The following is a 13,612-nucleotide window of genomic DNA, read 5'->3' as shown; positions in this document are numbered from 1 at the left end:
GTGCTACTGTGACTCCCTACTGACCCGTCATCCCTTGCCGGAGGTGCCCCGATGCGCAGGCCCGCTTTCTACAGCCGTTCGCCCCGCACGCTGCCTCAAGCGGCCGATTCCGCGGCCCAAGAGGCTGCCGTGCCGTCGCCCGAGGGCGCAGCAGGCAATGGCGCGCCACCCCCGCCGCACGCGAAGGCCGGCTGGCAGCCGGGCCGGCGCAGCTTCGCATTCCTGCTGGTGCTGTGCGCCGCGCTGGTTGCAGGCGGCGCCACCTGGTGGCCCCGGCAGGGCAAGGCGCTGACGCAGAAAGACATCGATTCGGCCGTGCTGCGCACGCTGCAGACCCACACGCTGCCCTCGCCCGCCGCAAAGGCCGCCGAGATCGTGCGGCCCTCGGTGGTGCGGGTGGTCGGCTACGGCCCCGAGAAGGCCACGCCCGAGGCCAAGACCCAGAAGCGCGGCCGCAACATGGCCAAGGGCAAGCCGCCCGAAGCCGATGCGCCTCCGGGCGAGGTCGAGCGCGGCGTGGGCACCGGGGTGGTCATCGTCGACAAGGGCGTGATCCTCACCAACCTGCACGTCGTGGCCGGCGCCGAGACCATCAAGGTCACCTTCTCCGACGGACTCGAGGCCGTGGCCACCATCACCGGCGTGCAGCCCGAGAACGACCTCGCGGTGCTGCAGGCCCAGAAGATCCCCGACGACCTGATTCCCGCCGTCATGCGCTCGACCGCAGACCTGCAGCCCGGCGACCAGGTGGCCGCGGTCGGCTTTCCGTTCGGCATCGGCCCCTCGGTGTCGGCCGGCGTGGTGTCGGGCCTGAAGCGCTCGTTCCGCTCGCCCGAAGGCAAGCAGGAACTGGGCAACCTGATCCAGTTCGACGCCGCTGCCAACCCCGGAAACTCGGGCGGCCCGCTGATCAACATGGACGGCGAGGTGCTGGGCATCGTCACCGCCATCCTCAACCCCACGCAGCAGCGCACCTTCATCGGCATCGGCTTTGCGGTGCCCATAGAGAACGCGGCCTCGGCCGCGGGCTCGCCGCCGTTCTAGCCAGGAACATCCCCCGACGCTTTCGATTGTTGTTTACCGAGAGGCCCCGCATGAGCACAGAGAACCCCTTTTCCACCTCTCCCGCCACGGCCGAGCTGATGGAGCAGATCCTCTACGAGGTCAAGCGCGTGGTGGTGGGCCAGGACCGCTTCCTGGAGCGCGTGATGGTGGCCATGCTCGCGGGCGGGCACCTGCTGGTCGAGGGCGTGCCGGGCCTTGCGAAGACGCTCACCATCAAGACGCTGGCCGACACCGTGCGCGGACAGTTCAAGCGCATCCAGTTCACGCCCGACCTCGTGCCGGCCGACCTGGTGGGCACGCGCATCTACAACCAGAAGACCGGCGAGTTCAGCACCTCGCTGGGCCCGGTGTTCGCCAACCTGCTTCTGGCCGACGAAATCAACCGCGCGCCGGCCAAGGTGCAGAGCGCGCTGCTCGAAGTGATGCAGGAGCGCCAGGTCACCATTGCCGGCGAGACGCACAAGGTGCCGCGCCCCTTCCTGGTGATGGCCACGCAGAACCCCATCGAAACCGAGGGTACCTATCCGCTGCCCGAGGCGCAGGTCGACCGCTTCATGATGAAGGTGCTGGTCGACTACCCGAGCGACGAGGAAGAGTTCGTCATCGTCCAGCGCGTGATCGGCTCGCTGGTCGAGGTCAATCCGGTGGCGACCACCGAGCAGCTCGCCACCCTGCAGGCCGAGGCGCGGCGCGTGTACGTCGATCCCTCGCTCATCCAGTACGCGGTCAAGCTGGTGTCGGCCACGCGCACGCCCGACAAGCACGGCCTGAAGGACATGCGCCGCTTCATCACCTTCGGCGCGAGCCCGCGCGCGAGCATCAGCCTGACCGAAGGCGCACGCGCACTCGCGCTGCTGCGCGGCCGCAGCTACGCCCTGCCCGAGGACATGACCGCGCTGGTGCCCGACGTGCTGCGCCACCGCGTGACGCTTTCCTACGAAGGCTTGTCCGAAGGCCTCACACCCGACGGCCTGGTCGAGAAGATCATGAAGGCCGTTCCCGCTCCTCCCAAACCGCTCGAACATGAAAAGCTGGTGGCCTGAAATGACCCACCCCCGTCCCTCGCTCACTTCGTGTAGCTCGACTCCCCCCTCAAGGGGGCAACACCGGCGGCCCGGCAAAGCCGGTTCCGCGGTGTTCCCCGGCTTCCTATGAAAAGCTGGTGGCGTAAGGCCCCTGCGGCCGCGAACGACGAACGGCTCATCGCCGAGGCCGGTGGAACGGAACGCGCGCTGCGCCGGCTCGAATGGACCGTGATCCGCCGCCTCGATGGCCTGCTGCAGGGCGACTACCGCACGCTGATGCGCGGCACCGGGCTCGACCTGGCCGACCTGCGCGAATACCAGCACCACGACGACGTGCGCCACATCGACTGGAACGTCACCGCCCGCCTGCAGACGCCGCATGTGCGCGTCTTCACCGAAGACCGCGAGATGGCGGCCTGGTTCGTGCTCGACCTGAGCCGCTCGGTCGACTTCGGCTCCGGCCTCAAGGCCAAGCGCGAAATCTCCGCCGGCTTCGTCGGCGTGCTCGCGCGCCTGCTCACGCGCCACGGCAACCGGGTGGGCGCACTGGTCTACGGCACCGACCTCGAGGCGGTGATTCCGCCGCGCAGCGGCCGCCGCCACGTGCTGCACCTGCTGCATGCGATGGAGCGCCGCGCCGGCAAGGCCGAGGCCGCGCCCGCGCAAAAAGGCATGACGCGCCTGGCCGACCTGCTGAAATCGGCCGCCACGCTGATGCCGCGCCGCTCCACCGTGTTCGTGGTGTCCGACTTCCTGAGCGAGCCCGGCTGGGAACGCCCGCTCGGCCAGCTGGTGCAGCGGCATGAAGTCATTGCCGTGCGCCTGTTCGACCCGCTCGAACTCGAGCTGCCCGACCTCGGCCTGGTGCCGCTGCGCGACGCGGAAACCGGCGAGCAGCTCTGGGTCGACACGCACGACGCCGGCTTCCGCAAGCGCTTCGCGCGGCTGGCCGCCGAGCGCGAGGCCACGCTGCGCGCCTCGCTATCGAAAGCGGGTGTCGACGCACTGGAGCTTTCGACCAGCGACGACCTGGTGGAAGCCATCGTTCGTTTCGCCGACCTGCGCAAGCGCCGCATGCGCATCGGCCCGGGCAGCATGAAGGCGGTGGCAGCATGACATTTCTCTGGCCTCAATTCCTCTGGTTGCTGGCGGCCCTGCCGCTGCTGGTGTTGCTCTACATCTGGCTGATCCGCCGCAAGAAGAAGCTCGCGATGCGCTATGCGAGCCTGTCGATCGTGCGCGAGGCCATGGGCGCCGGCCAGAGCGTGCGCCGGCACATTCCGCCGTTCCTGTTCCTGCTGGCCATGGCCGCGATGCTGGTGGCCGCCGCGCGCCCGATGGCGGTGGTGATGCTGCCGTCGAACCAGCAGACCATCATCCTGGCGATGGACGTGTCGGGCAGCATGCGCGCGGCCGACGTGCTGCCCAACCGGCTGGTCGCGGCGCAAGAGGCGGCCAAGAGCTTCATCAAGGACCTGCCGCGCCATGTCAAGGTGGGCATCGTGGCCTTCGCGGGCAGCGCGCAGGTGGCGCAGCTGCCCACCACCAACCACGACGACCTGATCACCGCGATCGACAGCTTCCAGCTGCAGCGCGCCACCGCCACGGGCAATGCGATCGTGGTGTCGCTCGCCACCTTGTTCCCCGATGCAGGCATCGACGTCTCGCAATTCAGCGCGCCCAGCCGCCAGCGCGGCACGCCGATCGACCAGGCGGAAAAGCAGGCCAAGGAGTTCACACCGGTGGCGCCGGGCTCCTACACCTCGGCCGCCGTCATCATGCTGACCGACGGCCAGCGCACCACCGGCGTCGATCCGCTCGATGCCGCCAAGGCCGCAGCCGACCGCGGCGTGCGCATCTACACGGTGGGCGTGGGCACGGTCGATGGCGAGACCATCGGCTTCGAGGGCTGGTCGATGCGCGTGCGGCTCGACGAGGAAACGCTCAAGGCCGTGGCCAACAAGACGCAGGCCGAATACTTCTACGCCGGCACCGCCGCCGACCTGAAGAAGGTCTACGAAACGCTGAGCTCGCGGCTCACGGTCGAGAAGAAGGAAACCGAGATCTCGGCGCTCTTTGCGCTGGGCGCAGCCATCCTCACGCTGGCGTCGGCGGGGCTCTCACTGCTCTGGTTCAACCGGATTCTTTGACGGAATCCAGCTGGGGTGCTGGCGGCGACTTCACCGCGCCGATGCCGCCCAGGAACAGGTCGGCCACGATCGGCGCAATGGACGCATGGTCGAGCCGGCCGCCGGGCTTCATCCAGGTGAACATCCAGTTGATCATGCCGAACAGCAGCATGGTCAGCGGCTTGGCGAGGTCGTCGCTCGGCGCGCCCGGCCGCAAGGCCGACACGGCACGCGCAAACCCCGCCACCACTTCGCGCTCCTGGTTCAGCACGCGCTCGCGGTCTTCTTCTTCCAGAAAGCGCACGTCGTCGGTCAGCACGCGGTGGGCGTCCTGTGCGCCGGCGTATTCCTCGACGATGCGGTAGATGAAGCGGCGCAGGCGCTCCTCGTCAGTGTGAGTCGAGGCCTCTTCCTCGGCCACCAGCGCGGCGAGCTTGGACACATGCGTCTCGGCGATGCTGATCAGGAGGCTGCTCTTGTCCTTGTAGTAGTGGTAGAGCGTGGCCTTCGAGAGATTGCAGGCCTCGGCCACCTGGTTCATCGAGGTGGCGGGATAGCCGCGGCGCGCGAACAGCTGGGCGGCCTGCGCAAGGATGAACTCGCGCTGGTCGTCATAGGTGGCGGATCTTCCACGCGGCATCGGGTCTTCTTTCTTCCTTGATTGATTGGCAGTTGTTGCGGGCAACCCGCGATCTTGCACGAAGCTAGCCGCGCCGCGTCGCGATCAGCGAGCGCACCTCGGTGGCGGGCAGGCGCGGGCGGCCGGGTTCCGTCTGCTGCAGCGGCGCGACCTCGCGCAGGCTGGCCAGGCTGCGCACGGTGAGCGCCTGGTAGGTCTGCGTGCCTTCGAGCTTCCAGGCGATTTCTTCCTCGCTCAGCATCTTCTTCACCTTGGCCGGAATGCCCGCCACCAGCGAGCGCGCCGGCACCTTCATGCCGGCCGGCACGAAGGCGCAGGCCGCCACGATGGCCTGCTCGCCGATCTCGGCCTCGTCCATCACCACCGCATTCATGCCCACCAGCGCATCGCGCCGCACGATGCAGCTGTGCAGGATCGCGCCGTGGCCGATGTGGCCGTTGACCTCGACCACCGTGTCCTGGTCCGGAAAACCGTGGATGCAGCAGTGGTCCTGCACGTTGGAGCCCTCCTGCAGCACGATGCGGCCGAAATCGCCGCGCAGGCTGGCGCAGGGGCCGACATAGCAGCCGGGCCCGACGATCACGTCGCCGATCAGCACGGCGCTGGGGTGCACATAAGCCGTCGGGTCGACGACGGGAATCACGCCGTCGATGGAGTAGCTGGGCATTCGATCGGTCTCCTTTGTTGCGGGCTCAGGGTTTGCCCTGAAGCCACCCGCTTGTGCTGGCATCGAGCTCGATCTTAAAATCTACCGGACGGTCGGTCAATAGTGTTTAAGGATCAGAGACAAGCCCATGCCAGAACCTTTAGTTCTCACCAGCGATGCCGGTGCCGTTCGCACGCTGAGCCTCAATCGCCCCGCGGCGCTCAACAGCTTCACGACCGAAATGCATGGCGAACTGATGGCGGCGCTGGACCTTGCGGCCGGCGATCCGCAGGTGCGCTGCCTGCTGCTCACGGGTGCGGGCCGCGCCTTCTGCGCCGGGCAGGACCTGGCCGATCCCTCGGTCGCGCCCGACCCCGCGCCCGGTGCCGCGCCCAAGGACCTGGGCCACGTCATCTCCGCTTACTACGCCCCGCTCGTCGCGCGCCTGCGCTCGATGCCGGTGCCCGTGGTCGCCGCCGTCAACGGCGTGGCCGCCGGCGCGGGCGCCAACATCGCGCTGTGCTGCGACCTTGTCGTGGCCGGCCGCTCGGCCAGCTTCATCCAGGCCTTCACCAGGATCGGCCTCGTGCCCGACACCGGCGGCACCTGGCTGCTGCCGCGGCTCGTGGGCTCGGCGCGCGCGCTGGGCATGGCGATGCTGGGCGACAAGCTGCCGGCCGAGGAGGCCGCGCGCATCGGCCTGATCTGGCAGTGCGTGGACGACGCGGCACTGCCCGAAACGGCCGCCGCGCTCGCCTCGAAGCTGGCCACCATGCCGACCCGCGCCCTGGTCGCCACGCGCCAGGCCATGGCGGCGGCACAGGGCCTGGACCTCGATGCAGCGCTGGCCGAAGAAGCGCGCATCCAACGCGAGATGGGCAATGGTGGCGACTACCGCGAGGGCGTCGAGGCCTTCCGCGCCAAGCGCGCGCCAGTGTTCAAGGACCGCTGAGATGAAGCCTTGTTTTTCTATTCATCGCGGCGAGGGTCATTCAGGGCGCTGCCGTTCGGGGCGCGCTCCCGCCGACGGGGTACCTTGCTCCGCGAATGTCCTCCGGCCTGCGGCCTCCCCCTTGATTTCGCTGCGCAAGGCACCCCATCAGCGGAAGCGTTATGCGGAGCAGTCGTTGATCGGCCAGCACCACGGCAGCGCCCATCGTGCACAGGGCATCGGGTGCTCCCCGCAGCGAAATAAAGGAGGAGGCGAAGCCGGGGGACATTCGCGGAGGGGAGTACCCGGTGGCCTGTGCACGCGCCCCGAACAACAGCGCCCCGAAGCCCCGGAGACAAAGCCCGGCACAAGCGGAACCCAAGAATGACCGACACCACCCGCACCCCCCAGCAAACCGCCGAGTACGTCCGCGACGGCATGTTCGCGAACGACAACGCCTCCAAGGGCCTCGGCATGCGCATCGTCGAGGTCGGCCCTGGCCAGGCCACCCTCGAGATGCGCGTGCGCACCGACATGCTCAATGGCCACGCCATCTGCCACGGCGGCTTCATGGCCACGCTGGCTGATTCCACCTTTGCCTTCGCCTGCAACTCGTACAACGAGCTCACGGTGGCCTCGGGCTTCTCGATCGACTTCATCGCACCGGCACGCGAAGGCGACGTGCTCACCGCACGCTGCTTCGAAGTGTCGAAGGCCGGCCGCACCGGCGTGTACGACACCGAGATCACCAACCAGCGCGGCGAGCGCGTCGCCATGTTCCGCGGCCGTTCCTACACCGCCAAGGGCCGCCCCGCCGTTGCCGCCTGAGGAGACACAAGCCCATGACAGCCAGACACCCTGCCCCCGGCGAGCTCGAGCCCATCGAAACCGCGAGCCGCGACGAGATCACCGCGCTGCAGATCCAGCGCCTGCGCGCCACGCTGCAGCGCGCCTACGACCACGTGCCGCACTACCGCCGGGCCTTCGATGCCAAGGGCGTGCACCCTCATGACCTGAAGTCGCTCGCCGACCTCTCGAAGTTTCCGTTCACGGTGAAGACCGACCTGCGCGACAACTACCCCTTCGGCATGTTCGCCGTGCCGCGCGCGCAGGTGGCGCGCATCCATGCCTCGTCGGGCACCACCGGCAAGCCGACCGTGGTCGGCTACACGCTGAAGGACATCGACACCTGGGCCGACCTGGTCGCGCGCTCCATCCGCGCCGCGGGTGGCCGTGCCGGCGACATGGTGCACGTGTCGTACGGCTACGGCCTCTTCACCGGCGGCCTTGGCGCGCACTACGGCGCCGAGCGCGCGGGCTGCACCGTCATCCCGATGTCGGGCGGCCAGACCGAGAAGCAGGTGCAACTCATTCAGGACTTCAAGCCCGACATCATCATGGTCACGCCCAGCTACATGCAGGTGATCATCGAGCAGTTCGAGCGCCAGGGCCTCGATGCCAAGGACAGCTCGCTCCGGATCGGCATCTTCGGCGCCGAGCCGTGGACCGAGGCCATGCGCCGCGACATCGAAGCCAAGGCCGGCCTCGATGCGGTCGACATCTACGGCCTGTCCGAAGTGATGGGCCCGGGCGTGGCCAGCGAATGCGTCGAGAGCAAGGATGGCCCCGTGATCTGGGAAGACCACTTCTATCCCGAGATCATCGACCCCGACACCGGCGAGCTCAAGGCCGACGGCGAGGAAGGCGAGCTGGTCTTCACCTCGCTCAGCAAGGAGGCCATGCCGATCGTGCGCTACCGCACGCGCGACCTCACGCGCCTGTTGCCGCCCACCTCGCGTTCGTTCCGCCGCATGGGCAAGATCGTCGGGCGCAGCGACGACATGATGATCATCCGCGGCGTCAACGTCTTTCCCACGCAGGTCGAAGAGATCGTGCTCGCGCACAGCGCGCTCACCGGCCTGTACCAGGTGCGCGTGAGCCGCGAAGGCCTGCTCGACCAGGTCGAGGTGCACTGCGAACTCACACCGCACGAGGCCGCCGCGGCCGACCGCAACGCCATCTCCGACTGGGTGCAGCACCGCGTGAAGACGCTCATCGGCATCTCCACCCGCGTGGTCGTGCACGGCCCCGACGAAATGGAACGCACGCAGACCGGCAAGGCCCGCCGCGTGATCGACACGCGCCCGCGCTGAGCCGCCCGCGCGCCCACACACCGCACAGAAAGGACACGCACATGTACACCCAGGCAATGGACACCATGGGCAAGGACGCAGGCGACGGCAAGCAGAAGAAAGCCGTGCGCTCCGCCGAGGAAATGCGGCTCGAGGAGCGCTTCGACGCGCACATCGATGCCGGCGACTTCATCGAGGCGAAGGACTGGATGCCCGAGCACTACCGCAAGACGCTGGTGCGCCAGATCAGCCAGCATGCGCATTCGGAGATCGTCGGCATGCTGCCCGAAGGCAACTGGATCGGCCGCGCGCCCACGCTCAAGCGCAAGGCCATCCTGCTGGCCAAGGTGCAGGACGAAGGCGGCCACGGGCTGTACCTGTACGCGGCCGCCGAAACGCTGGGCACCTCGCGCGACCAGATGTTCGACGCGCTGCACAGCGGTAAGGCCAAGTACAGCTCGATCTTCAACTACCCCACGCTCACCTGGGCCGACATGGGCACCATCGGCTGGCTGGTCGATGGCGCGGCCATCATGAACCAGGTGCCGATCTGCCGCTGCTCCTACGCACCGTATGCGCGCGCCATGATCCGCATCTGCCGCGAGGAGAGCTTCCACCAGCGCCAGGGCTACGAAGCCCTGCTGACGATGATGACGCACGGCACCGCGGCGCAGAAGGCGATGGTGCAGGACGCGGTCAACCGCTGGTGGTGGCCCTCGGTCATGATGTTCGGCCCGCCGGACGACCAGTCGCCCAACAGCGCGCAGTCGATGCGCTGGGGCATCAAGCGCTTCAGCAATGACGAGCTGCGCCAGAAGTTCATCGACGCCGCCGTCGAGCAGGCGCGCATCCTCGGCGTGACCCTGCCCGACCCCGACCTCAAGTGGAACGAAGAGCGCCAGGCGCACGACTTCGGCGCCATCGACTGGAGCGAGTTCTGGCGCGTGATCGGCGGCGACGGTCCCTGCAACCGCGAACGCCTGCAGGCCCGCGTCGATGCCTGGGAAGAAGGCGCGTGGGTGCGCGAAGCCGCGATGGCCTACGCCAACAAGCAACCGATGAAGGAGGCCGCATGAGCGCCGATATCCAGCAAGAGTGGCCCTTGTGGGAAGTGTTCGTGCGCAGCAAGGCCGGTCTCGACCACAAGCATTGCGGCAGCCTGCACGCGGCCGATCCGAAGATGGCGATCCAGATGGCGCGCGACGTCTACACGCGCCGCCAGGAAGGCAGCAGCATCTGGGTGGTGCGCTCGGACCAGATCGTGGCGAGCGACCCGGGGGACAAGGACATGTTCTTCGATCCGGCGGAGGACAAGGTGTACCGGCATCCGACCTTCTACAAGTTGCCCAAGTCCGTGGACCACATGTGAGCGGCGCCATGCAAGCATCCATAGAACTGAACCGCACCCCCGCCGTGCAATACCTGCTGCGCATAGGCGACACCTGCCTCGTGCTCGCGCAGCGCCTCGGCGAATGGTGCGGCCATGCGCCCGTGCTGGAAGAAGACATCGCGATGGCCAACATCGCGCTCGACCTCGTCGGCCAGGCCCGCGCACTGCTCACGCACGCCGGCAAGCTCGAAGGCGAAGGCCGCGAACATGACGAAGACCAGCTCGCCTACCTGCGCGACGAGCGCGACTACTTCAACCTCACGCTGGTCGAGCTGCCGCGCGGCGACTTTGCCTTTGCCGTGGTGCGTAACACCATGGTCGCCACGCTGCTCAAGCTGCTGTGGCAACGCCTTGCCGCATCGAGCGATGCCGAAGTGGCCGCCATCGCCGGCAAGGCCGTGAAGGAAGCGCGCTACCACCAGCAGCATTCCGGCGACTGGGTCGTGCGGCTCGGCGACGGCACCGACGAATCGCGCCGCCGCACGGAAAAGGCGCTGAAGCAGCTCTGGCTCTACATGCCCGAGCTGTTCGAGAGCGATGCGGTCGATGCGCAAGCCAGCGCAAGCGGCCTCGGCCCCGCATGGAGCGAACTGCACGAGCCGTGGCTTGCCGAGATGCAGCAGGTGCTCGACGCCGCCGGGCTCGCCATGCCGCAGGAGACTGCCTTCCGCAGCACCGGCAAGCAGGGCGTGCACAGCGAGCACATGGGCTACATCCTGGCCGAGATGCAGCACCTGCAGCGCAGCTATCCCGGAGGCGTGTGGTGAGCACCGCCATTGCATCGCGCATCGACGCGGCCTGGGCCGTGCTGCACACCGTGCTCGACCCCGAGGTGCCGGCCGTGTCGGTCTGCGACCTGGGCATCGTGCGCGAGGTGATCGAACATGAGGACGGGCTGGAGATCGTGCTCACGCCGACCTACTCGGGCTGCCCTGCGACCGAGGCCATCGAGCACGACGTGCTGGCCGCCATCGAAAAGGCGGGCCTCGGCCGCGCACGCGCCACGCTGCGCCGCGCGCCCGCCTGGAGCAGCGACTGGATCAGCGAAGAAGGCCGCGCCAGGCTCAAGGCCTACGGCATCGCGCCGCCGGCCCACCTCACGCCCGAAGCTGCAGCCGGCACCGCCATGCCCATCCGCCTCTTCGGCCGCATCGCCGGCGGCGAACGCATTGCCTGCCCGCGCTGCGCGAGCGAGCGCACCGAACGCCTCTCCGCCTTCGGCTCCACCGCATGCAAGGCGCTCTACCGCTGCCTCGCCTGCCGCGAACCCTTCGAACACTTCAAGCCGATCTGAGCGATGAGCACCCTCTTCCACCCCCTGCGCGTGAAGGCCGTCGAACCCGACACCTCGGAGGCCGTCATCGTCTCCTTCGAAGTGCCGCCCGAGCTGCAGCAAGTCTTCGGCTTCACGCAGGGCCAGTACCTCACGCTGCGGCGCGACATCGACGGGCAGGACCTTCGCCGCTCGTATTCGATCTGCGCCGGCCTGGACGACGGCGAGCTGCGCGTGGGCGTGCGCAAGGTGCAAGGCGGCGTGTTCTCCAACTGGATCAACGCGCACCTGCAGCCCGGCGACACGGTGCAGGTGATGGCGCCGCAGGGCCGCTTCTTCGTGCCGATCGAGCCGGGCTCCGCACGGCACCACGTCGGCATTGCGGGCGGCAGCGGCATCACGCCCATTCTCTCGATCATGAAGACCGTGCTGGCGCGCGAGCCGCTGAGCCGCTTCACGCTGATCTACGGCAACCGGCAGCTGCAGTCCACGATGTTCAAGGAAGAGATCGAGGACCTGAAGAACCGCTACATGACGCGGCTCGCGCTGCAGCTGGTGTTCTCCGACGAGCAGACCGATTCGCCGCTCGGCCGCGGCGTGATGAACCGCGAGAAGATCGGCGAATTCCTGAACACGCTGGTGCCGGCGGCCGGCATCGACCACGCCTACATCTGCGGCCCGTTCCAGATGAACGACGAGGCCGAGGCCGCGCTGCTGGCCGCGGGCGTGCCCGAGGAGCGCATCCACATCGAGCGCTTCGGCGTCGCGCTGCCTTCGGCCGCGTCAGCGGGCCAGGTGGGTGCGGTGGTGCACGAAGCGCTGCCCGGCGATGCCAAGCAGGCGCGCATCACCATCGTGCGCGACGGGCTGCAGCGCGAGATCACTTTCACCGAAGGGCAGCCGAGCATCCTCGATGCGGCGTCGGCCGCCGGGCTCGAAGTGCCGTTCTCCTGCACCTCCGGCGTGTGCGGCACCTGCCGCGCGAAGCTGGTGGAGGGGGAAGTCCGCATGGAAAGAAACTTTGCGCTCGACAAGAATGAAGTAGCCGCGGGATTCGTGCTGACCTGCCAGGCCCACCCTCTCACAGAACGCGTCACCTTGTCCTTCGACGAGCGTTGACGCCACAACGATTTTTCAACCCGGAGACAAGTCCAAAATGAAATTCTTCTTCAAGCCCCTGCTGATCGCCGCGCTGTGCGCCACCGCCGCCGCGGCCTGGGCCGACGTCAATGTGGGCGTGACGCTGTCGGCCACCGGCCCGGCCGCCTCGCTCGGCATTCCCGAGAAGAACACCATTGCGCTGATGCCCAAGACCATCGGCGGCCAGAAGATCAACTACATCGTGCTGGACGACGCCTCCGACACCACGGCCGCGGTGGCCAACACGCGCAAGCTCATCGCCGAGAACAAGGTCGACATCGTGCTGGGCTCGACCACCACGCCCAACTCGCTCGCGATGATCGACGTGGTGAGCGAAGCCAAGACGCCGATGATCTCGATTGCCGCGTCGGCCCGCATCGTCGAGCCCATGGATGCCAAGAAGCAGTGGGTCTTCAAGACGCCGCAGAACGACATCATGATGTCGCTCGCCATTGCCGAGCACATGGCCGCGAGCGGCGTGAAGACGGTGGCCTTCATCGGCTTTTCCGATGCGTACGGCGAGGGCTGGTCGCAGGAATTCGCCAAAGCGGCGGAGCTGAAGAAGCTCAAGATCGTGGCCAACGAGCGCTATGCGCGCACCGACACCTCGGTGACCGGCCAGGCGCTGAAGATCATGGCCGCCAAGGCCGACGCGGTGCTGGTCGCGGGCTCGGGCACGCCGGCCGCGCTGCCGCAGAAGACGCTCAAGGAGCGCGGCTACACCGGCAAGATGTACCAGACGCACGGCGTGGCCAATGCCGACTTCCTGCGCGTCGGCGGCAAGGACGTGGAAGGCACCTTCCTGCCTGCCGGCCCGGTGCTGGTGGCCGAGCAGCTGCCCGCGAGCCATCCGGTGAAGAAATCGGCCATGGCCTACGTCACCGCCTACGAGGCCGCGAACGGCAAGAACTCGGTGTCGACCTTCGGCGCGCACGCCTGGGACGCGGGCCTCTTGATGACCTCGGCCGTGCCGGTGGCGCTCAAGAAGGCGCAGCCCGGCACGCCCGAATTCCGCGCCGCGCTGCGCGATGCGCTCGAGCAGGTCAAGGAAGTGTCGGGCGCGCACGGCGTGTTCAACATGACCGCCAACGATCATCTGGGTCTCGACCAGCGTGCCCGGGTCATGGTCAAGATCGAGAACGGCGCCTGGAAATACCAACCCTGATCGCAGGTCTTGCTCCCTCCCCTCCCGGGGGAGGGTCGGGGTGGGGGCTCGCGCCGGACACTGATTCGACACACGG

General features: G+C 67.9%; 15 protein-coding genes. 13 read left to right on the top strand and 2 right to left on the bottom strand.

The window, feature by feature from the left end; translation table 11 throughout:
• Positions 1-51 precede the first annotated feature (51 nt).
• The 4 genes from ACAM58_RS06395 to ACAM58_RS06380 all read left to right on the top strand — a co-directional run bounded on the left by ACAM58_RS06395 (position 52) and on the right by ACAM58_RS06380 (position 4,240).
• Entirely contained in the window at positions 52-1,044 is a 993-nt protein-coding gene (locus ACAM58_RS06395; protein WP_012746393.1) for a S1C family serine protease, read from the top strand.
• Positions 1,045-1,094: 50 nt separating this feature from the next.
• The gene (locus ACAM58_RS06390) at positions 1,095-2,108 is read left to right on the top strand and encodes a MoxR family ATPase (RefSeq protein WP_012746392.1); all 1,014 of its coding nucleotides are present in this window, start codon (positions 1,095-1,097) and stop codon (positions 2,106-2,108) included.
• Between the two features lie 108 nt (positions 2,109-2,216).
• The gene (locus ACAM58_RS06385) at positions 2,217-3,206 is read left to right on the top strand and encodes a DUF58 domain-containing protein (RefSeq protein WP_012746391.1); all 990 of its coding nucleotides are present in this window, start codon (positions 2,217-2,219) and stop codon (positions 3,204-3,206) included.
• Entirely contained in the window at positions 3,203-4,240 is a 1,038-nt protein-coding gene (locus ACAM58_RS06380) for a VWA domain-containing protein (RefSeq protein WP_012746390.1), read from the top strand. The genes ACAM58_RS06385 and ACAM58_RS06380 overlap by 4 nt, the downstream gene beginning before the upstream one ends.
• Here the strand turns inward: ACAM58_RS06380 and ACAM58_RS06375 are convergent.
• Both ACAM58_RS06375 and ACAM58_RS06370 read right to left on the bottom strand, forming a co-directional pair.
• Positions 4,224-4,859 (bottom strand): TetR/AcrR family transcriptional regulator, encoded by a 636-nt coding sequence (locus tag ACAM58_RS06375; RefSeq protein ID WP_012746389.1) that lies wholly within the window; start codon positions 4,857-4,859, stop codon positions 4,224-4,226. The genes ACAM58_RS06380 and ACAM58_RS06375 overlap by 17 nt on opposite strands.
• Before the next feature lie 64 nt (positions 4,860-4,923).
• The gene (locus ACAM58_RS06370; RefSeq protein ID WP_012746388.1) at positions 4,924-5,526 is read right to left on the bottom strand and encodes a phenylacetic acid degradation protein PaaY; all 603 of its coding nucleotides are present in this window, start codon (positions 5,524-5,526) and stop codon (positions 4,924-4,926) included.
• 127 nt (positions 5,527-5,653) lie between these two features.
• On the opposite strand from ACAM58_RS06370, the gene ACAM58_RS06365 reads away from it, so the two are divergent.
• From ACAM58_RS06365 to ACAM58_RS06325, 9 genes are all read left to right on the top strand, one after another.
• Entirely contained in the window at positions 5,654-6,457 is an 804-nt protein-coding gene (locus ACAM58_RS06365; RefSeq protein ID WP_012746387.1) for an enoyl-CoA hydratase-related protein, read from the top strand.
• 363 nt (positions 6,458-6,820) lie between these two features.
• On the top strand, positions 6,821-7,264 hold the full coding sequence (gene paaI / locus ACAM58_RS06360; protein ID WP_012746386.1) for a hydroxyphenylacetyl-CoA thioesterase PaaI: 444 nt from the start codon (positions 6,821-6,823) through the stop codon (positions 7,262-7,264).
• 14 nt (positions 7,265-7,278) lie between these two features.
• A complete protein-coding gene (gene paaK, locus ACAM58_RS06355; RefSeq protein WP_012746385.1) occupies positions 7,279-8,589 on the top strand; it encodes a phenylacetate--CoA ligase PaaK in 1,311 nt (436 codons plus the stop codon).
• A gap of 41 nt (positions 8,590-8,630) precedes the next feature.
• Positions 8,631-9,644 (top strand): 1,2-phenylacetyl-CoA epoxidase subunit PaaA, encoded by a 1,014-nt coding sequence (paaA, locus tag ACAM58_RS06350; RefSeq protein ID WP_012746384.1) that lies wholly within the window; start codon positions 8,631-8,633, stop codon positions 9,642-9,644.
• Positions 9,641-9,937 carry a 1,2-phenylacetyl-CoA epoxidase subunit PaaB gene (gene paaB / locus ACAM58_RS06345; protein WP_012746383.1) on the top strand — a complete coding sequence of 99 codons (297 nt, stop codon included), beginning with the start codon at positions 9,641-9,643 and terminating at the stop codon, positions 9,935-9,937. Before paaA ends, paaB begins: the two co-directional genes overlap by 4 nt.
• Positions 9,938-9,945: 8 nt before the next feature.
• Positions 9,946-10,725, top strand: coding sequence for a 1,2-phenylacetyl-CoA epoxidase subunit PaaC (paaC, locus tag ACAM58_RS06340; RefSeq protein WP_012746382.1), 780 nt, complete (start codon positions 9,946-9,948; stop codon positions 10,723-10,725).
• Positions 10,719-11,252 carry a 1,2-phenylacetyl-CoA epoxidase subunit PaaD gene (gene paaD / locus ACAM58_RS06335; RefSeq protein WP_041945450.1) on the top strand — a complete coding sequence of 178 codons (534 nt, stop codon included), beginning with the start codon at positions 10,719-10,721 and terminating at the stop codon, positions 11,250-11,252. The genes paaC and paaD overlap by 7 nt, the downstream gene beginning before the upstream one ends.
• A gap of 3 nt (positions 11,253-11,255) precedes the next feature.
• The gene (paaE, locus tag ACAM58_RS06330; RefSeq protein ID WP_012746380.1) at positions 11,256-12,350 is read left to right on the top strand and encodes a 1,2-phenylacetyl-CoA epoxidase subunit PaaE; all 1,095 of its coding nucleotides are present in this window, start codon (positions 11,256-11,258) and stop codon (positions 12,348-12,350) included.
• A 37-nt stretch (positions 12,351-12,387) separates the two neighbouring features.
• A complete protein-coding gene (locus ACAM58_RS06325; RefSeq protein WP_012746379.1) occupies positions 12,388-13,536 on the top strand; it encodes an ABC transporter substrate-binding protein in 1,149 nt (382 codons plus the stop codon).
• Positions 13,537-13,612 lie beyond the last annotated feature (76 nt).

Source organism: Variovorax sp. V116 (assembly GCF_041154435.1).
GTDB lineage: Bacteria > Pseudomonadota > Gammaproteobacteria > Burkholderiales > Burkholderiaceae_C > Variovorax > Variovorax paradoxus.
This window is presented reverse-complemented; position numbering and strand designations above follow the sequence as displayed.

Bases quoted from the DNA above. Each gene is read 5' to 3' on its own strand.
- ACAM58_RS06395 (WP_012746393.1), top strand. From the start codon at position 52: ATGCGCAGGCCCGCTTTCTACAGCCGTTCGCCCCGCACGCTGCCTCAA.
- ACAM58_RS06375 (WP_012746389.1), bottom strand. From the start codon at position 4,859: ATGCCGCGTGGAAGATCCGCCACCTATGACGACCAGCGCGAGTTCATC.
- paaK (WP_012746385.1), top strand. From the start codon at position 7,279: ATGACAGCCAGACACCCTGCCCCCGGCGAGCTCGAGCCCATCGAAACC.
- paaA (WP_012746384.1), top strand. From the start codon at position 8,631: ATGTACACCCAGGCAATGGACACCATGGGCAAGGACGCAGGCGACGGC.
- ACAM58_RS06380 (WP_012746390.1), top strand. From the start codon at position 3,203: ATGACATTTCTCTGGCCTCAATTCCTCTGGTTGCTGGCGGCCCTGCCG.
- paaB (WP_012746383.1), top strand. From the start codon at position 9,641: ATGAGCGCCGATATCCAGCAAGAGTGGCCCTTGTGGGAAGTGTTCGTG.
- paaC (WP_012746382.1), top strand. From the start codon at position 9,946: ATGCAAGCATCCATAGAACTGAACCGCACCCCCGCCGTGCAATACCTG.
- ACAM58_RS06365 (WP_012746387.1), top strand. From the start codon at position 5,654: ATGCCAGAACCTTTAGTTCTCACCAGCGATGCCGGTGCCGTTCGCACG.
- paaI (WP_012746386.1), top strand. From the start codon at position 6,821: ATGACCGACACCACCCGCACCCCCCAGCAAACCGCCGAGTACGTCCGC.
- ACAM58_RS06385 (WP_012746391.1), top strand. From the start codon at position 2,217: ATGAAAAGCTGGTGGCGTAAGGCCCCTGCGGCCGCGAACGACGAACGG.
- ACAM58_RS06325 (WP_012746379.1), top strand. From the start codon at position 12,388: ATGAAATTCTTCTTCAAGCCCCTGCTGATCGCCGCGCTGTGCGCCACC.
- ACAM58_RS06390 (WP_012746392.1), top strand. From the start codon at position 1,095: ATGAGCACAGAGAACCCCTTTTCCACCTCTCCCGCCACGGCCGAGCTG.
- paaE (WP_012746380.1), top strand. From the start codon at position 11,256: ATGAGCACCCTCTTCCACCCCCTGCGCGTGAAGGCCGTCGAACCCGAC.
- ACAM58_RS06370 (WP_012746388.1), bottom strand. From the start codon at position 5,526: ATGCCCAGCTACTCCATCGACGGCGTGATTCCCGTCGTCGACCCGACG.